The following is a 17999-nucleotide window of genomic DNA, read 5'->3' as shown; positions in this document are numbered from 1 at the left end:
AACGCCCGCCTTCCGGCGGGCGTTTTCATTTGCGGATATGTTTCAGGACGACCTGGGCGGCCAACTCGCCGGAGGGCCGCTCGGTCGCGAAGCGGCGCCTGATTTCGGCAAAGCCGTCCTTCTGCCACTGCCGCAGTGCACTGTCGACCAGCAGCCCCTCGAGATGCCGGGCCATCCACTGCGGCCGCACAAATTCGTTGTAGGCTTCGATGACCACCGGCCGGTCGGCGACGAGGTTGGGCAGCGAGGCGCTCCAGACCGTGATCAGGCGCTGCACCATGCGCATCACCGCATCGAGCTTGTAGCACGACATCATCGGCACGCCGGCGAGCGCCAGTTCGAGCGACACCGTGCCCGACGCTATCAGGGCCGCATCGGCCTCGCCGAAAGCCTGCCACTTCTTCTGCGCGTCGAGGATGATTTCCGGCTTGTCGGGCCACTGGCTCGTGGTCGCCGTGACGATGTCGGCGACATGCGGGACCGTGGGCAGCAAGAGGCGCAGGCGATGCCCGCGCGCCTTGAGGATGGAAACCGTTTCCCCGAACGGGCCGAGCAGCGCGCGGACCTCGCTGCGGCGCGAGCCCGGCAGCAGCAATAGGGTCTTCTCGCCGCCTTCCTCCGAGGGACCGCTGCCGCGCTCCTGCATGGCCGCCGCGATCAGCACGCCGGGATCGCTGGTCAGCCTGTGCCCCACATAGGTACCGGGTGGCCCGTCCAGCCTGGCAAGTTCCTTCGGCTCGAACGGCAGGATGCAGAGCACCTCGTCGACATGCGGCTGCATGGCCTTGGCGCGACCGGGTCGCCACGCCCAGACGCTCGGGCAGACATAGTGGACGATCGGGATCTCTGGGGCGAGCGCGCGCACCTTCCTGGCAACGCGGAGGGAGAAATCGGGGCTGTCGATCGTGATCAGGCAGTCCGGCTTCTCGGCCGCGACGAAGCGCGCGGTCTCGCCGATCCGCCGGATCAGGCGCGGCAGGTCGCGCAAGATCGCCGACAGGCCCATCAGGGCGATTTCGCCGGCATTGAAGAGCGGCGAAAGCCCGAGCTCCTGCAGATGCCTGCCGCCCACCCCCGCCAATCGCACGTCGCGCCCGCTCATCTGGCGCAGGGCACGCACGAGGTCGGCCCCGAGCAGGTCCCCCGATTCCTCGCCCGCCACGATCGCGATCTTGAGCGGCGGCTGGGTCATCGTGCCGTCTCCCTGCCGGTGAGGCCGACGACGAACAGGCCGAGGCGGTCGGCCCGCTCCACGAGTTCGCCGAAATCCAGCACGAGCGAACGTCCGGCCTCGACGCCGATACCGGCAAGCCCGGCTGCATGTGCGGCATCGACGGTCGCGGGACCGATCGTCGGCAGGTCAGCGCGCAGTTCCTGGCCAGGCTTCGCACATTTGACCACCACGCCGCGCTTTCGCCCGGCGATGCGGCCGTTTTTGCGCAGATCCCGCACGCGTTCGAGCAGAAGATCCGTTCCTTCGATGCCCTCGAGCGCAATCGCACGGCCACCGATGGCGACTGCTGCCTGTCCGATATCGAGCGCGCCGATGGCACGGGCAGCTTCCAGACCCGCCCGCAGATCGTCCCAATCGGCCGCGATAGGTGCATGCGTGCCCATGCGGCCTTCCACCGCAAGCAGTTCCGGCACGACCTGGTGGGCACCGACCACCTTGATGCCATTGTCTTCGATGAGGTCGACCAGGATACGCAGGAGCCCGTCGTCGCCGCGCCGCAGGGCCAGGATGGCGCGCGGCAGGATCGACAGCAGCGACAGGCTGGGGCGTATGGCGCGCCACATCGGCCGCCGGCTCACCCCGCCGGCAAGTACGACATGGGTGATGCCCTGGCGCCTGAGCAGCGGCAGAAGCCCGGCGAACTGCTCCACGGCGAGCGTGGAGCCCGGGTAGGTTTCGAGGCTGGTGCCGGGGTCCGTCTCGCCGGCGATGCGCACGATGAAGGGCACGTGCCCGACCAAGGCCAGGCTTTCGGCGACATTGACGGGCAGCCGGCCGCTGCCGGCGACTATGGCGACCTTGTCGGCCGCGGCAAGGACTGTCTTCCGCCCAGCCTCAGCTTTCGTCATCGGCGGCGTCGTCGGAGACGGCGTTGCGCAGCGGCGGGACGGTGAAGTGGCGCTTGCCGCGCGCCTGGATGAAATCGAGCATGTCGCGAACGATCGGCGACGTGCCGAACAGCTTCTCGACCTCGGGGATGTTCTCGGCCACCGCCCGGGACGGATCGAAGATCATCTTGTAGGCCTTGCGCAGCGCGAAGATTTCGGCGCGCGCAACGCCAGATCGCTTCATGCCGATGACATTGAGCCCGCGCAGGCGGGCGCGGTTGCCCATGACCATGCCGTAGGGAATGATGTCGCCATCGATGATCGCAGCACCGCCGGCAAAGGCATGATGGCCGATGCGCGTCATCTGGTGCACGGCGACGAGGCCGCCGAGGGTGACGTTGTTGCCGACCTCGACATGGCCGCCTAGGGTGGCGACATTGGCCATGGTGACGTTGTCGCCGACGACGCAGTCATGCGCGATATGCGCATAGGCGAGGAAGTGGCCGTTGTCGCCGACCGTCGTCTCGCCGCGGCTGCTGTCGCTGCCGAGATGCATGGTCACGCCTTCGCGGATCGTGCAGTTCCTGCCGACCACCAGCGTGGTGCGCCCGCCCTTGTGCTTGTTGTTCTGCGGTGCCGCGCCCAGCGTGGCCTGCGGGAAAACCCTGCACCCTTCGCCGAGCGTCGTCGCCCCCATGATCGCAACATGGCTGACCAGTTCGACCCGGTCGCCGATCACGGCGTCGGCGCTGACATGACAGAAAGGCCCGACGCGAACGCCGGCGCCGAGCTTTGCGCCGGCTTCGACGACGGCTGCAGGATGGATGAATGTCTCGGTCTGCATGACGATAAGTACTATTCCTTGGGCACCATCATCGCGGCAACCTCGGCCTCCGCCACGGTCGCGCCGTCCACCCGCGCGTCGCAGGCGAACTTCAGGATGTTGCCGCGCTTCTTGATCTTCTTGACGTGGATTCGCAACTGGTCGCCGGGCACGACCGGCTTGCGGAATTTCGCCGCGTCGACGGTCATCAGGTAGACCAGCGACGGGCTTTCATCGACCACCAGGCGCAGGCAGATCGCGCCCGCGGTCTGCGCCATCGCCTCGATGATGAGTACGCCGGGCATGACCGGCTGGCCGGGGAAATGGCCCTGGAAATGCGGTTCGTTGAAGGTGACGTTCTTGATGCCGACGGCGGAGTCGTCGCCGTCTATCTCGACGATGCGGTCGATCAAAAGGAACGGATAACGGTGCGGCAGCAGCTTGAACAGGCCGAAAATGTCGACGGCCTCGAGCGTCGTTGTTGCCTGGTCAGTCATTGCTCCCACCCTCTTTGGTCCTGGCCTTGGCCAGCTTCTTGAGCACCGCGAACTCGCGCATCATTTCCTTTATCGGCTTGCCCGGGAAACCGCCCCAGACCTCGCCTGCCGGCACATTGTTCATGAAGCCGCTGCGGGCCGCCAGCTTGGCGCCGTCGCCGACGGTCAGATGGTCCGCCAGCCCGACGCCGCCGCCCATCATCACGTTGTCGCCGATGACGCAGGAGCCCGAGATACCCGTCAGCCCGGCGATGACGCAATTGCGGCCAATGCGCACGTTGTGGGCAATCTGGACGAGATTGTCGATCTTGGTGTTTTCTCCGATGACCGTATCCGCCAACGCGCCGCGGTCGACGGTGGTGTTGGCGCCGATCTCGACATTGTCCTGGATGATGACGCGGCCGATCTGCGGCACCCGCTCCGGCCCTTTGGGACCACCGGCAAAACCGAAGCCGTCCTGGCCGATCCTGGCGCCCGCATGGACAATGACGCCATTGCCGAGCAACGCATACTGGATCGAGCTGTGCGGTCCGATGTAGCAGTCACGCCCGACCTGTGCGGAACGGCCGATGACCGCGTTGGCCGCAACTACGGTTCCCGCGCCCACCGCGGCATCGGGGCCGATGACGGCACCGGCCTCGACGATCGCGCCCGCCTCGACATGAGCCGTCGTGTCGATATGGGCATGGGGCGAGATGCCGGTCTCGCCGGTCGCGCCCACGGGGCGCTCGGCTGCCGGGTAGAGGATGCGGCCGATACGGGCGAAGGCCTGCTGGGCCCTGGGCGTGACGAGTGCGGCGATGCCGGCGGGGACAAGGCCGACGACGTCCGCCGTGCACAGCACAGCCGCGGCCTTGAGCGTCGCCAATGGGCCGGCATTGCGCTTGCCGTCGACGAACACCAAGGCGCCCTCGCCGCCTTCGGCGGCAGAGGCGATGGTCGTGATGATGATGTCGGAGTGGCCGGGATCTGCGAGCACGGCGCCGGTCAAGTCGGCCACCTCGCCTGCGGTCAAGCGGCGTGACGGCACAAAGAACACCGGGTCCGTCATGAAGTGCTTTTCCAGCTGAGCCGGGCGGGCTTCCGGGCCGTTGCGGCCCGGAAGCATCGTTCCACGCGATTAGAAGCGGGTCGAAATGCCGAAGTTGAATTCCTGGGTGTCGTCGGTGTCTTCCTTCTTGACCGGCACCGCGTAGTCGATACGCAGCGGGCCGAAGGGCGACGCCCAGAGCAGGCCGATACCGACCGAGGCACGCCACTCCATGCCCGTCGAAACGATATCGGTACCCGCGACATCGACCTTGTTGCCGTAGAGCGTGGCGGCATCCGCGAACACCGCACCACGCAGGCCGAAGCTCTCGGGAACGACCGGGATCGGGAACTGTGCTTCGGCAGAGGCATTGAAATAGGTCGTGCCGCCGAGGTGATCCTCGCCATTCTGATCGAACGGACCAATGCCGTTGTACTTGAAGCCGCGGATCATGCGGTCGTTGTTCTTGAAGTGATCGAACACGCGCAGGCCGTCGTCGCCGAAGCCCTGGATGTGACCGCCGCCGACCGAAACAAGACCGACGATGTCCATTTCCTCGGAGATCGTCTGGTAGTAGCTGCCGCGGCCCGTGAACTTGACGAACTTCGCGTCACCGCCGAGGCCGGCAACTTCAGTCGTGAAGTTGGCATAGATGCCGTTACGCGGGTTCTTCATGTCGTCGATGGTGTTGTAGACCAGCGTGCCGCTGACCGACGACTTGATCCATGGGCTGCGCTCGACGCCATCTATGATCGCAGGCGACACGTCGCAATCAAGATCCGGGCTGTTGGGATCCGTTGCACCGTCGCAACCTTCCGAGAAGGAATATTCTTCCTGCGAGATGTTGTACGCCAGCTGCGTCGAGATGTTGTCCGTGATCGGCAGGCCGAAGCGGATCGTGCCGCCGGTGATGTCGCTGTCGTACTCGTCGTACTTGCGGGTCTGACGATAGATGTCGAAACCTGCAGCGATGCGGCGGCCGAGGAAATACGGCTCGGTGAACGAGAAGCTGTAGTCTCGGGAGTTCTTGCCGCCGCCGGCGGAGAACTTGATGAACTGGCCGCGGCCGAGGAAGTTGCGCTCGGTGATCGAGCCTTCCACCGACGGGCCGGCATTGTCGCCACCCGTCGAGTAGCCGGCGCCGATCGAGAACTCGCCGGTCGACTTCTCGACCAGATCGACCACCAGCACGACCTGGTCCGGCTGCGAGCCGGGGGCCGTCGAAATCTCGACGCGCTCAAAGAAATTAAGCGCTTCAAGCCGCTTCTTCGCGCGCTGGATGAGAACCTGGTTGAAGGCGTCGCCTTCGCTGACGTCGAACTCGCGACGGATGACGAAGTCACGCGTGCGCTCGTTGCCGCGGATCTCGATGCGCTCGACATAGGCCTTGGCGCCCTGGTCGACCGTATAGACGACGTTGATCGTGCGGGTCTCGAAATTGCGGTCGCCGCGCGGGGTCACCTTGGCGAAGGCATAACCCTTGCCGGCGACGTTCTCGGTGATCGCGATGATCGAATCTTCGACGTTCTTGGCGTTGTAAACGTCGCCCTTGCGGGTCTCGACCAGCGACTGCAGCGTGGCGCCGTCGATCTCGGGAATGGTGCTTTCCACCGAGACGTCGCCGAAGGTGTAGCGCTGGCCCTCGTCCACCGTGATGGTGATCGTGTACTGGTTGGTCGCCTCGTCGAGCTCGCCGAAGGCGGACACGACCTGGAAGTCGGCATAACCGCGATTGAAGTAGAAGCGGCGCAGCGCTTCCTCGTCGGCGCGCAGACGATCCTCGTCATAGATGTCGTCGCGCAGCATGAACGACAGGAACGACGAGCGCTTGGTCGAAATCACGTCCGCCAGACGGCGGTCGCCATAGGCGTTGTTGCCGACGAAATTGATCGCGGCGATCTTGGTGCGGCCGCCTTCGTTGATCTCGTAGACCACGTTGACGCGGTTTTCGCCGAGATCCATGACCTGGGTCTTGACGGTCACGTCGTCGCGACCGACGCGCTTGTAGGCTTCCTTGATCGCCTCGGCATCAGCCTCCATCGTCGCCTGCGAGAAGGCGCCGCGCGGCTTGAGCTGGACGGCAGCGCCCAACTGGGCGTCCTTCAGCTTCTTGTTGCCCTGGAACAGGACGTTGTTGACGACCTGGTACTCGGACACCTGGACGACGAGCGTCGACCCGACCTGGTTGATGCGGACGTCGGAGAACAGGCCGCTGCCGAACAGCGACTTCACCGCCTCATCGATGTCGGCGTTCGAGAACGTCTTGCCCGGCTTGATGGTGATGTAGTTGCGAATCGTCTCGGCGTCGACGCGCTGGTTGCCGCGCACCTCGATCCGGTTGACGACGGCAGCTTCCGCCGCCGAAACGGCGGCAAACTGAACAACGACCGCGCCAGGCACAGCCAGAGCGGCGGACAGAGCTACCGCGGACGCGGCGCTCGCAAACTTAAATGCTGCCTTCATCGGCCTTTACAACCTTTTCTCGAAGTCCCCACGGCGAGAAAACCGGACGTCGCGGTAAATTTTCCCGTACCGTAATAACCGGATTTTCCCTACACGCAAGGGTTCTGGTTAATTTGCACTTACTTACCCAGCGAGCGTGACTTTCGCGTCACTCATACCGACCGGGATGGTAAATGGTCCCTCAACAGACGCCCTCTCCGCGTCGATTTTCTTCATGAATTCAACATCCAAAAAGGTCGTTCCAGAAAACGAACCCCATGAACGCAAGAACCAGAATCATTCCCACCCGGTATACAGCCTCCATGGCCCTTTCGGAAACAGGGCGACGGATGACCGCCTCGACCGCGTAGAAAGCCAGGTGGCCGCCATCGAGCGGCGGAATCGGCAGCAGGTTCAGGAACCCGATTCCGACCGACAGCAATGCAACCAGCTGCACCAGCCAGCCGAAGCCCAGCTTGGCCGCCTTGCCGGCCATGTCAGCGATCTTGACCGGCCCGCCGAGCTGGCACTTGTCCTCGCGCCCAAAGACGAAACGCTTCAGGAACTGGCCGGTTCGGGCGATGATCTGACCGGTTTCCGTGACCGCCTGGACGAAGGCTCCGCCCGGGCCGTAGGTGATGAGCCGCGGCTGCCCCAGCTCCTCGTTGTTGACCACGCCGATGACGGCGACCTTGACCTTGTTCCCAAGGGCATCCTGCTGCTCCATGAGTTCCGGCACGGCGGTGACGGAAACCTCCTTGCCGTCCCGCATCATGACGAAGGCGATCGGATCGCCGCCGCGGCCCGACACCAGGCGCTGGACGTCGGAGAACGTCTCGACCTGCCTGCCGTCGACGCTGACGAATCGGTCGCCCGGCTGGATGCCGGCCTTGGCCGCCGGACTTTCAGCACGCACTTCGGCCACCGTCGGCTCCATGACGTAGCGGCCATAGGCCGTGAACAGCACGGTGAAGACGGCGATCGTGAGCAGGAAGTTGAACAGCGGCCCGGCAAACACCGTTGCGGCGCGCTTCCAGACGGGCTGGGTGTGGAAGGCAACCTTGCGTTCGGCTGTACTCAGCCGGTCGGCCTCGCCGCCCTCGGGCGAGCTGGTGACATTCATGTCGCCGACGAATTTGACGTAGCCGCCGAGTGGAATGGCACAGAGCTTCCAGCGCGTGCCGCGCCGGTCATTGAAGCCGATCAGCTCCGGCCCGAAGCCGACGGCGAAAGCCTTCACGCCGATGCCGCACCAGCGGCCGACGAGGTAGTGCCCCATCTCGTGCACGAACACGACGATCATCAGCACGAACAGGAATGGAACGATCGTGCCGAGCAGCAGGCCATCCGTGCTCAGGAATGCGGGAAGATACTCGCTCAAGTCATGCCCTCAACCACGAACCGCCGCATCACCCCTCCGTCTGGCACCCTTCAGGCCTTGCCGCCGGTAACTCAGACCGGAAACAGGGCCTGCGCCGGATGATCGGCCGAACCAGACAGCCACCCGATGACGTATAGGGCAAAAGCCGCGGCGACAAGCCCGTCGACCCTGTCCATCACGCCGCCGTGACCGGGTATGAGCGATCCTGAATCCTTGTAGCCATGCCGACGCTTGACCCAGGACTCGAAAAGATCGCCCGCCTGCGAGATCGCCGACAGCAGCAACGCCACGCCGGCGAGCATCACTACGCTGCCGGCGCCGACCGCCAGCGCGAGCAGAACGCCCGCCACGACACCGCCTGCGGCACCGCCGACGGCACCGCTGCGCGTCTTGCCGGGCGAAATGGCAGGGGCGAGCTTCGGACCGCCGACGCTGCGGCCGACGAAATAGGCGAAGATGTCGGTCGACCACACCACCGCAAAGAGAAACAGGATGGCGGCAAGGCCAGCTGCGTCATTGCCGCGCAGTAGCGCGAGCGAGAGCCCCGAAAGGGCGGCATAGGCGAATCCCGCAGCGTCCCACGCGCCGGCCTCGCGAATCCGTCCCAGCAGCCACAGCACGGCCGCAGACAGGACCGCCAGCCCGATGAGCACGATGGCGGGCGCGCCCAACGCCAGGGCTACCGCGAAGACAAGAATCAGCGCCTCCGGCACGAAACCGATCTGACCCGGCGCCCATGCGCCCTCCGCCCGGGTCCGCGACATGCGCGACCATTCGTAAAAGATGCCGAGCGCGATGCCCGCCGAAAGCAGCCTGAAAGGCAGGCCGCCGGCCCAGGTTAGCACCAGCGCTGCGACGGCCAGCACGACCGCCGAGATGGTCCGGAGCTGAAGATTGCTCATGCCTGCCGCCGTCACAAGGCGATGTCGCGAGCCGCAAGCCCGCCGAAACGACGCTCGCGGCCGGTGAACTCGCGCACCGCCTCGGCCAAATGCTCGCGCGTGAAATCGGGCCAGTAGCAGGGCAGGAAGACAAGTTCGCTGTAGGCCGACTGCCAGGGCAGGAAATTCGAAAGCCTGACCTCGCCGCTGGTCCTGATCACCAGGTCCGGATCCGGGATACCCGCGGTGTCGAGACGCTCGGCAAAAAGTTCGGGCGTGATCTCGTCGCTAGAGAGCTCGCCTCTCACGACGGCCTCGGCGAGCTGTCGCGCGGCTCGCGAGATCTCGTCGCGTCCGCCGTAGTTGAAAGCAATGACCAGATTCAGCGCCGAGTTGCCGGCCGTCAGCGTCTCGGCCTCTTCCAGCAGGCTCCTGATGTCCGACTGCAGGGTCTCGCGGTCGCCGATGACGCGAACCCTGACGCCGGCGTTGTGCAATTCGGCAAGGTCGCGGCGGATGAACAGCTTCAGCAAACCCAGCAGATCGGTGACTTCCGACTTCGGGCGAGACCAGTTCTCCGACGAAAAGGCGTAGACGGTCAGCCAGGAAATGCCGAGATCGCTGGCGGCGCGGACCGTTTTGCGCAACGCCTCCACGCCAGCGCGATGCCCCGCAACGCGCGGCAGGCCGCGGGCTTTTGCCCAGCGGCCATTGCCGTCCATGATGATCGCGACATGCGCGGGCGTAGTCATCAGTTCGCTTTCGGGCCGGCTCTTCGTCGGCTCAGACTTGCATGATCTCGGCTTCCTTGCCGGCGAGCAGGCTATCGATCTGGCTGATGGTGTCGTCGGTCAGCTTCTGCACTTTGTCGGACTTGACGCGATGGTCGTCCTGGCTGATGTCGCCGTCCTTTTCGGCCTTCTTGAGCGCCTCCATGCCGTCGCGGCGCACGTGGCGGGCCGCAACCTTGGCATTCTCGGCATAGCCGTGCGCGATCTTCACCAGTTCCTTGCGGCGCTGCTCGTTGAGCTCCGGCAGCGGTATGCGCAAATTGGTGCCGTCAACGATCGGATTGAAGCCGAGATTGGCCTCGCGGATGGCGCGATCGACCGCGCCGACCATCGACTTATCCCAGACCGAGACCGAGATCATGCGCGGCTCCGGCACGGATACCGTGGCGACCTGGTTGATGGGCATCGCCGAGCCATAGGCCTGGACGTGGATCGGATCGAGGAGGTTGCTCGAGGCGCGACCGGTGCGCAGCGAAGCGAGGTCGTGCTTGAAAGCGCTGATGGCGCCGTCCATACGCCGCTGAAGATCGTTGTAGTCAAGGCTCATAGCAGTCTCCTTGGTCCCGAAGCCCGGGGCCACCGTTCATATCCTCAGGCGTCCGCAACAACCGTGCAGTGGCCGCCACCCTTCAATATTTCACCGAAACCGCCTTTTTCGTGGATTGAATAGACGATTATCGGAATGTTGTTTTCCCGCGCAAGCGCAATCGCCGCCGTATCCATGATAGCCAGGCCGCGGTTGATCACTTCTGCATGTGTGATGCGCTCGAAGCGCGTCGCGCTCGGGTCCTTCTTGGGATCGGCGGAATAGACGCCGTCGACCTGCGTCCCCTTGAACAGCGCATCCGCCCCGATCTCGGCGGCGCGCAACGCCGCGGCCGAATCCGTGGTGAAGAACGGGTTGCCCGTACCGCCCGCAAAGATCACCACCTTGCCGGCGTTCATGTAGGCGGTCGCCTGGCGCTGGGAGAAGCTCTCGCATAGTTCCGGCATGGCGATGGCCGACAGCACGACGGCGTCCACACCGATCTTGACCAGCGACGTGCGCAGCGCCAGCGAGTTGATGACGGTGGCGAGCATGCCCATGTGGTCGCCGGTGACGCGGTCGCCGCCCTTCGAGGCCACGGCCACGCCGCGGAAGATGTTGCCGCCGCCGATGACCACGCCGACCTCGACGCCGAGCGCCCTCGCCTCCGCGATGTCGGACGCGATGCGGTCCACCACCGACACGTCGATACCGAAATGCTGGTCGCCCATCAGGGCTTCGCCGGAGGCCTTGAGCAGAACACGCCTGTAGAGCGGCTTGGCGGTCATGAATTCCTCGCGGCTGTTGAAAGATCGGGAGTTCCGATACACGAAGGGCGCCGCGATGTCACGCGGCGCCCTTCGGCTATCCTCAGGAAGCGCTTGATGCAGCGCGGCTTTTAGCCCTTAACAGCGGCTGCGACTTCGGCTGCGAAGTCGCTCTCTTCCTTTTCGATGCCCTCGCCGAGCGCGAAGCGGATGTAGCCGGAGATCTTGGCCGGCGCGCCGATCTGCTTCTCTGCGTCCTTGAGTGCTGCCTCGACCGTCAGGTCGGGGTTGAGCACGAAGGCCTGCTTCAGGAGCACGACTTCCTCGTAGAACTTGCGCATGCGGCCTTCGACCATCTTCTCGATGATGTTCTCCGGCTTGCCCGACTGGCGGGCCTGGTCGGCGAAGATCGCCTTTTCGCGCTCGACGTGAGCGGCGTCGACCTCGTCGGGGGTCAGGGCAAGCGGGTTGGTCGCGGCGACGTGCATGGCGACCTGACGCGCGAAGGCGCGGGCCGCATCATGGTTGCCGGCGGTCTCGATCGCGACCAGGACGCCGAGCTTGCCGAGGTTGTCGGCGACGGCGTTGTGGACGTAGGTCGCAACCACGCCTTCCGAAACCGACAGCTTGACCGAACGACGGAAGCTCATGTTCTCGCCGATGGTGCCGACGGCGTCCTTGATCGTGTCGGAGACCGACTTGTCGGAGCCCGGATACTTGGCCGCGGCGACGGCCTCGGTCGTGCCGTAGGCGAGCGCGACCTTGGCGACGTTGGCAACGATCTCCTGGAAGGCGGCGTTGCGGGCGACGAAGTCGGTCTCGGAGTTGACCTCGACGACGACGGCTTCGCGGACACCGGCGTCGACGCCGATCAGGCCTTCGGCCGCCGTGCGGCTGGCCTTCTTGTCAGCCTTGGAGATGCCCTTCTTGCGCAGCCAGTCGACCGCGGCCTCCATGTCGCCGCCGGTCTCGGCCAGCGCCGCCTTGCAATCCATCATGCCCGCGCCGGTGAGTTCGCGGAGTTCCTTAACCTGTGCTGCCGAAATGCTCATTGTGGCCTCTTTGTTTCTAAATGCGCTGGCGCACCACCGAGGGTTCGATGATGCGCCGTACGCCGGCGCGAGGTATGCGCCAAATCCTGGAAGGAAGGCCGGTCACCCGGCCTTCGCGATTACGCCTCGGCTTCGCCCGACGCGGAATTGTCGAGAGCCGGCTCGACCGGAGCTTCGGCCGCAGCGCCGATGTCGACGCCCAGCGCGCCCTGCTGGCGGGCGATGCCGTCGATGGCAGCCTTGGCGATCAGGTCGCAATAAAGCTGTATCGCGCGGGCGGCGTCGTCGTTGCCCGGGATCGGGAAGTCGATCTTGTCCGGGTCGCAGTTCGAATCGATGATCGCGACGACCGGGATGCCGAGACGCTTGGCTTCCTGGATGGCGATCGCTTCCTTGTTGGTGTCGATCACGAACATCAGGTCCGGGGTCGAGCCCATGTCCTTGATGCCGCCGAGGGCCTTGTTGAGCTTCTCGCGCTCACGGTCGAGGTTCAGGCGCTCCTTCTTGGTGAAGCCCTGGGCTTCGCCGGCGAGCATCTCGTCGAGCTTGCGCAGACGCTGGATCGAATTGGAGATCGTCTTCCAGTTGGTCAGCATGCCGCCGAGCCAACGCGAGTTGACGTAATACTGGGCCGAGCGCTGCGCGGCGTCGGCAACGATGTCCGAAGCCTGGCGCTTGGTGCCGACGAACAGCACGCGGCCGCCGCGCGACACGACGTCCGAAACCTGCTTCAGCGCCTGGTGCAGCAGCGGAACCGTCTGCGACAGGTCGATGATGTGGATGTTGTTGCGGGCGCCATAGATGTAGGGCGCCATCTTCGGGTTCCAGCGGTGGGTCTGGTGGCCAAAGTGAGAACCAGCTTCGAGGAGCTGGCGCATGCTGAAATCAGGCAATGCCATCTGTCATTTTCCTTTCCGGTTAGCCTCCACGGACATGACGCTTTTCGCTGGATTGCTCGAAACGCCACCGGAGGTCTCAGCCGGATTTCTCCCGGTCGGAAACCAAAGTCCGTGTGTGGAATGCGGCGGCATATAGACGTGTTGCGCTGCGAAGGCAACCCCGCGAACCGCATCGCCTGCCCTGCCCGCTCGGGTTCGGTCCGTTCAGCTGCCGGCGGCCCATCCAGAAAGCGTCGGCTCGGGCGGCGCCTGCTTCTCCGCGGGCTTCGGATCGCGCCGCCTGAAGTTGCGGACACGGACCCGCCGGAACACCGCCACGATCTCCTCGCGGCTGCATTCGATCGCGCCGAGCCTCACGGCCCGATCGCGTTCGAAACCGGTGATGTCGTAATGCGGCGCCGACGTCTTGGGCGGCCCCTGGTAGGAGGACGGCTTCAGGCCCAGCTGCGCGGCGAAACGATGCAGCTCGGCCGTGTCGTCCGCGAGCAGGTGGCACCAGCGGTGGCCCACCCACTTCCAGATAGCTGCGTCGACATAGACCGCCACCGGCGCTCGCTTACCGCTTGCACTCGCCCTTGGGCGTGGGGAACAGGGAAAGGTTGACCAGCTTGCCGGTCATCGAGAAGTCGCCATAGTCCATGACGAGATCACGGGTCAGCCCGTTCTCGTGCAGCTTGAAACTGATGCGATACTCCGGCACTTCCTCGCCGCCGCCCTTGCTCAGGTCGAAATAGGCGATGTCGACCGGCCAATATTGGTCCTTGGCGAGCCCCGCCAGAACCGGCAGCTCCGGATCGCCGCTCGGCGCCTGGCTTTTCTTGCCGACGATGACGGTGGTGGTCATCACCTTGTCGGCGTCTTCGGAACCGTCGAACAGGCTGGTCTCGTAGAAGGTCTCGCCCTTCTCCGCCTTGCCGATGAGTTCGACCAGGTGCTGGGTGGGGAACTGCGTCTTCGCCAGGTCCACCACGCCGGCCTGCGGCTTCTCCAGCTCGACCTTCAGGCCGTTGGGCTCGAGCGTCGCGGTGCCCTTCACCTCCCGGTCGAGGCTCTGGTCGACGAAGGACTTGGTGACGAAGGAGAAGGTCTTTCCCTCCGCATCCTCGAAGGTCGTCGTCTGCTGGTCGGTCACGCGGGTATTTTCGCGCGTCGCGATCTGCGTGACGAAGCGGAACTTGACCGTGTAGCCCTCGCAAGGCGAGCCGTTGAATTCGTAGACCATGCGGCCCGTCAGGCCGGTGATTCCCGACCGATCGGAGGCCTGGTCGAGCACCAGGTCATAGACCGCGCGGTGCGGAGCGAGCGCCACAGGGGCGGCAAAGGCAGGCATGGCGCCGAAAGCCGGAGCGGACAGGGTGGCAAGTAGGGCAAGGCGCGCTGCGCGCATATATGAGGCTCCGGTCGGCGCGGTCTGACAGACCGCTGGGAATGATGGTCCACCTTAAAAAAAGTCGTGGCGGAAGCGAGGCAAAAATAGCAGTTTCGGCGCCAACTCACCTTCCACGCCAGACTCAGAGATAAGGAAAGACAATGGGCGAAACAATCGAAAAGCGGCTGAGCGACCTCGGCGTCACGCTGCCCGCTGCCGCGGCACCTGCGGCCAACTACGTGCCGTTCATGGCGACCGGCAGCTACGTCTTCACCGCCGGCCAGCTGCCGCTCAAGGACGGCAAGCTCCTGGCCTCCGGCCTGGTTGGTCGTGACGTCGACACGGCGGGGGCCAAGGACGCCGCCAAGCAGTGCGCCGTCAACATCCTGGCCCAGGTGCAGGCCGCCCTCGGCGACCTCGAGAAGATCCGCCGCATCGTCAAGATCACGGTCTTCGTGGCGTCCACGCCCGACTTCACCGAGCAGCACCTGGTCGCCAACGGCGCCTCCGATTTCCTCGTGGCTGTGCTCGGCGAGCGCGGCAAGCATGCGCGTTCGGCGGTCGGCGTCGCCTCGCTGCCGCTCAATGCGGCGGTCGAGATCGAAGCGATCGTTGAAACCGAGTGAACGGACAAATGCCGATGACCGACCTCGCCTGGCTCACGGCCCGCCCCATCGCCCACCGGGGCCTGCACGACCTCAACAAGCAGTGCTGGGAAAACACGCTGTCGGCATTCGAAAGGGCCGCCCAGCACGGCTACGCGATCGAATGCGACGTGCATCTGACGGCGGACGGCGAAGTGGTCGTCTTCCACGACAATGCGCTCGACCGCCTGACGGGCACGGAAGGCTATGTCTGGCAGCGAACCGCGGCCGAGTTGGGCGCCCTGCGCATCGGCGCCACCGCCGACCACGTGCCAACGCTCCAGGAACTGCTCAGGCTCGTCGACGGCCGCGTGCCGCTGGTGATCGAACTCAAGGGCATCCCGGGCAAGGACGACGGCCTCGTCGCCAAGGTCGGTGCAGTCCTGCGCGGTTACCACGGCAAGGCGGCGATCATGTCCTTCGACCACTGGCTGATCCGGGATTTCGCGAGACATGCCCCCGGCATTCCCGGCGGCCTGACCGCATGGGGCGACAAGGATCGGGAACTCGAGGCGCATTTCTCCATGCTCGCGCACGGGATCTCATTCGTTTCCTACGCGGTCGACCACCTGCCCAACCGCTTCGTGAGCTTTGTGCGCGAACGCCTCGACATGCCCGTTATCACCTGGACGGTGCGCGACGGCAACGCGGTCGAGAGGACTTTCGCCCACGCCGACCAGATGACTTTCGAGGGGTTCCTGCCCGACGGGGCGGCGGTCGCCTAGCCCCTTGCAACAACGGCTTTCGAGCGTAAGTAAAGCCAATGACCAATGCGAGCGACGCCGGGGCGAAATTGGCGGATGGCGGATACGCCGTCCGCGTCGCCGCCTCGATCGCAGAGTTCAGCCGCGACGAATGGAGCAGACTGTCGGGCGCGGCCAAGGGCCAGGCAGGAATTCCCTACAACCCCTTCGTTTCATTCGATTTCCTGAACATCCTGGAGGAGTCCGGCTGCGCCGTCCGCAAGACCGGCTGGCAGGGGCATCATCTGCGGCTGGAAGCTGACGGCACCTTTCTCGGGGCCCTTCCCTGCTACGCCAAATCCCACAGCCAGGGCGAGTATGTGTTCGACCATGGCTGGGCCGACGCCTTCGAGCGCGCCGGCGGACGCTACTATCCCAAGCTGCAGTGCTCGGTCCCGTTCACGCCGGCCACCGGCCCGCGCCTGCTAACGGTGGCCGAGACCGATACCGGCCAAGCGAGATCGGCGCTGGCTACCGCCCTTCGCAGCGTCGCCGAGGGATTGCGCGTCTCCTCGGCGCATGTGACATTCGCCCCGGCCGACGAGGTCGAGGTCCTCGAGGCGGCCGGCTTCCTGCGCCGCACCGACCAGCAGTTCCACTTCATCAACGAAGGCTTTGCCTGCTACGACGACTTCCTGGCCACGCTCGCCTCGCGCAAGCGCAAGGCGCTGAAGAAGGAGCGGCGCGAGGCGCTGGCCGCGGGCATCTCGATCGAATGGCTGACCGGCCGCGACCTGACGGAGGCGGCCTGGGACGACTTCTTCGCCTTCTACATGGACACGGGCGGCCGCAAATGGGGTCGGCCCTACCTCAACAGGACATTCTTCTCGCTGATCGGCGAACGCATGGCCGACGACGTGCTGCTCGTCATGGCCCGCCGCGGCGGGCGCTACATCGCCGGCGCGATCAACTTCATCGGATCGGACACGCTCTTCGGCCGCAACTGGGGCTGCATCGAGGACCACCCGTTCCTGCATTTCGAGGTCTGCTACCACCAAGCCATCGACTTCGCCATCGAACGCAAGCTCAAGGTCGTCGAGGCAGGCGCCCAGGGCGAGCACAAGCTGGCGCGCGGCTACCGCCCCGTCACCACCCAGTCGGCACACTACATCGTGCATCCCGGCCTGCGCCGGGCAGTGGCCGAATATCTAGAGCGCGAGCGGCAAGAGGTCGCCGAAATCGGCGAATATCTGGAAGACCACGGCCCGTTCCGGCGCGGCTGAGCTTCAGTGCGCGACCGATTTCGAGAACAGGTTGATGACCACCACGCCGGCCATGATGAGGCCGATGCCGAGCAGCGCCGGCAGGTCGAGCGACTGGCGGAACCACACCCAGGCGATCCCGGTGATGAGGACGATTCCGGCACCCGACCATAGAGCGTAGACGATGCCGACCGGGACGACCCTCAACACCAGAGACAGGTAGTAGAAGGCGAAGCCATAGCCCGCGAGCGCTATGACCGACGGGATCAGCTTGGTAAAGCCCTGGGTTTCCTTGAGCGCCGAGGTGGCCACCACCTCGAAGGCGATCGCAACGATCAAATAGACGTAGTTCAACTTCGCTCCTCTCGGCCCCCTCGCGGCTTGACGCGGTCGGCGCCAGCGCCGAAACATCCACCACGTATCAGCATCAAACGGGATAGGCCATGTCGAGCATCGCTTACGATCCAAACAACGTCTTTGCCAAGATCCTGCGTGGCGAATTGCCGTCGCACAAGCTCTACGAGGACGCCGACACGGTCGCCATCATGGACATCATGCCGCGTGGCGAGGGCCATTGCCTGGTGCTTCCAAAGCAGCCGGCGCGCAACATCCTCGACGTGGAGTCAGAGAGCCTGGCCGCGGTGATGCGCACGGCGCAGAAGCTGGCGCGCGCGGTGAAGAAGGCTTTCGACGCCGAGGGCGTCACCGTGCACCAGTTCAACGAAAGCGCCGGCGGCCAGGTGGTCTTCCACCTGCATGTGCACGTGATCCCGCGATTCGACGGCGTGGCGTTGAAGGCACCGGGCGGGCCGATGGAAAAGCCGGAAGTCCTCGCGGCCAACGCCGAGAGGATCAGGGCGGCGCTGGCAAACGCCTGAACCCGCTGCTGCG

Annotated in this window: 19 protein-coding genes and 1 pseudogene; 4 read left to right on the top strand and 16 right to left on the bottom strand. The window is 65.0% G+C overall.

What is annotated here, in order from left to right; all coding sequences use genetic code 11:
- Positions 1-25: 25 nt before the first annotated feature.
- From lpxB to AmiPiv_RS23315, 15 genes and pseudogenes are all read right to left on the bottom strand, one after another.
- A complete protein-coding gene (gene lpxB, locus AmiPiv_RS23385; RefSeq protein WP_340041394.1) occupies positions 26-1192 on the bottom strand; it encodes a lipid-A-disaccharide synthase in 1167 nt (388 codons plus the stop codon).
- On the bottom strand, positions 1189-2082 hold the full coding sequence (locus AmiPiv_RS23380) for an LpxI family protein (RefSeq protein ID WP_340041392.1): 894 nt from the start codon (positions 2080-2082) through the stop codon (positions 1189-1191). Before AmiPiv_RS23380 ends, lpxB begins: the two co-directional genes overlap by 4 nt.
- Positions 2069-2905 carry an acyl-ACP--UDP-N-acetylglucosamine O-acyltransferase gene (gene lpxA / locus AmiPiv_RS23375; protein ID WP_340041390.1) on the bottom strand — a complete coding sequence of 279 codons (837 nt, stop codon included), beginning with the start codon at positions 2903-2905 and terminating at the stop codon, positions 2069-2071. Before lpxA ends, AmiPiv_RS23380 begins: the two co-directional genes overlap by 14 nt.
- Positions 2906-2916: 11 nt before the next feature.
- Positions 2917-3381 carry a 3-hydroxyacyl-ACP dehydratase FabZ gene (gene fabZ, locus AmiPiv_RS23370; RefSeq protein WP_340041388.1) on the bottom strand — a complete coding sequence of 155 codons (465 nt, stop codon included), beginning with the start codon at positions 3379-3381 and terminating at the stop codon, positions 2917-2919.
- A complete protein-coding gene (gene lpxD, locus AmiPiv_RS23365) occupies positions 3374-4432 on the bottom strand; it encodes a UDP-3-O-(3-hydroxymyristoyl)glucosamine N-acyltransferase (protein WP_340041386.1) in 1059 nt (352 codons plus the stop codon). The genes fabZ and lpxD overlap by 8 nt, the downstream gene beginning before the upstream one ends.
- Positions 4433-4501: 69 nt before the next feature.
- A complete protein-coding gene (gene bamA / locus AmiPiv_RS23360; RefSeq protein WP_340041384.1) occupies positions 4502-6874 on the bottom strand; it encodes an outer membrane protein assembly factor BamA in 2373 nt (790 codons plus the stop codon).
- 220 nt (positions 6875-7094) lie between these two features.
- A complete protein-coding gene (rseP, locus tag AmiPiv_RS23355) occupies positions 7095-8234 on the bottom strand; it encodes an RIP metalloprotease RseP (RefSeq protein ID WP_340041382.1) in 1140 nt (379 codons plus the stop codon).
- A gap of 71 nt (positions 8235-8305) precedes the next feature.
- Entirely contained in the window at positions 8306-9136 is an 831-nt protein-coding gene (locus AmiPiv_RS23350) for a phosphatidate cytidylyltransferase (protein WP_340041380.1), read from the bottom strand.
- Positions 9137-9147: 11 nt separating this feature from the next.
- Positions 9148-9942, bottom strand: coding sequence for an isoprenyl transferase (locus tag AmiPiv_RS23345; protein ID WP_340041486.1), 795 nt, complete (start codon positions 9940-9942; stop codon positions 9148-9150).
- On the bottom strand, positions 9899-10453 hold the full coding sequence (frr, locus tag AmiPiv_RS23340) for a ribosome recycling factor (RefSeq protein WP_340041378.1): 555 nt from the start codon (positions 10451-10453) through the stop codon (positions 9899-9901). Before frr ends, AmiPiv_RS23345 begins: the two co-directional genes overlap by 44 nt.
- 44 nt (positions 10454-10497) lie before the next feature.
- Positions 10498-11220 carry a UMP kinase gene (pyrH, locus tag AmiPiv_RS23335; RefSeq protein WP_340041376.1) on the bottom strand — a complete coding sequence of 241 codons (723 nt, stop codon included), beginning with the start codon at positions 11218-11220 and terminating at the stop codon, positions 10498-10500.
- A 110-nt stretch (positions 11221-11330) separates the two neighbouring features.
- Positions 11331-12251, bottom strand: a complete 921-nt coding sequence (gene tsf / locus AmiPiv_RS23330) for a translation elongation factor Ts (protein ID WP_340041374.1) — start codon at positions 12249-12251, stop codon at positions 11331-11333.
- A gap of 119 nt (positions 12252-12370) precedes the next feature.
- Entirely contained in the window at positions 12371-13150 is a 780-nt protein-coding gene (gene rpsB, locus AmiPiv_RS23325) for a 30S ribosomal protein S2 (RefSeq protein ID WP_340041372.1), read from the bottom strand.
- Positions 13151-13435: 285 nt separating this feature from the next.
- Positions 13436-13696: pseudogene (locus AmiPiv_RS23320) on the bottom strand (DUF4031 domain-containing protein); the annotation flags it as partial.
- A gap of 10 nt (positions 13697-13706) precedes the next feature.
- The gene (locus AmiPiv_RS23315; RefSeq protein WP_340041370.1) at positions 13707-14537 is read right to left on the bottom strand and encodes a cell envelope integrity EipB family protein; all 831 of its coding nucleotides are present in this window, start codon (positions 14535-14537) and stop codon (positions 13707-13709) included.
- Positions 14538-14680: 143 nt separating this feature from the next.
- On the opposite strand from AmiPiv_RS23315, the gene AmiPiv_RS23310 reads away from it, so the two are divergent.
- Genes AmiPiv_RS23310 through AmiPiv_RS23300 form a run of 3 tightly spaced genes read left to right on the top strand, consistent with a single transcriptional unit; the run spans position 14681 to position 17129 of the window.
- Positions 14681-15145, top strand: a complete 465-nt coding sequence (locus AmiPiv_RS23310; protein WP_340041368.1) for a RidA family protein — start codon at positions 14681-14683, stop codon at positions 15143-15145.
- Positions 15146-15159: 14 nt separating this feature from the next.
- A complete protein-coding gene (locus AmiPiv_RS23305) occupies positions 15160-15888 on the top strand; it encodes a glycerophosphodiester phosphodiesterase (RefSeq protein ID WP_340041366.1) in 729 nt (242 codons plus the stop codon).
- Positions 15889-15926: 38 nt separating this feature from the next.
- The gene (locus AmiPiv_RS23300; RefSeq protein WP_340041364.1) at positions 15927-17129 is read left to right on the top strand and encodes a GNAT family N-acetyltransferase; all 1203 of its coding nucleotides are present in this window, start codon (positions 15927-15929) and stop codon (positions 17127-17129) included.
- A gap of 3 nt (positions 17130-17132) precedes the next feature.
- On the opposite strand, the gene AmiPiv_RS23295 is transcribed toward AmiPiv_RS23300, so the two are convergent.
- Positions 17133-17462 carry a DMT family transporter gene (locus AmiPiv_RS23295; protein WP_340041362.1) on the bottom strand — a complete coding sequence of 110 codons (330 nt, stop codon included), beginning with the start codon at positions 17460-17462 and terminating at the stop codon, positions 17133-17135.
- A gap of 89 nt (positions 17463-17551) precedes the next feature.
- Here AmiPiv_RS23295 and AmiPiv_RS23290 point away from each other — a divergent pair, with 89 nt between their 5' ends.
- Positions 17552-17986, top strand: a complete 435-nt coding sequence (locus AmiPiv_RS23290; protein WP_340041360.1) for an HIT family protein — start codon at positions 17552-17554, stop codon at positions 17984-17986.
- Positions 17987-17999 lie beyond the last annotated feature (13 nt).

The sequence above is a fragment of the Aminobacter sp. Piv2-1 genome, from assembly GCF_037625995.1.
GTDB lineage: Bacteria > Pseudomonadota > Alphaproteobacteria > Rhizobiales > Rhizobiaceae > Aminobacter.
The sequence above is the reverse complement of the archived record's forward strand: the minus strand, read 5'-3'. Positions and strand labels throughout refer to the sequence as shown.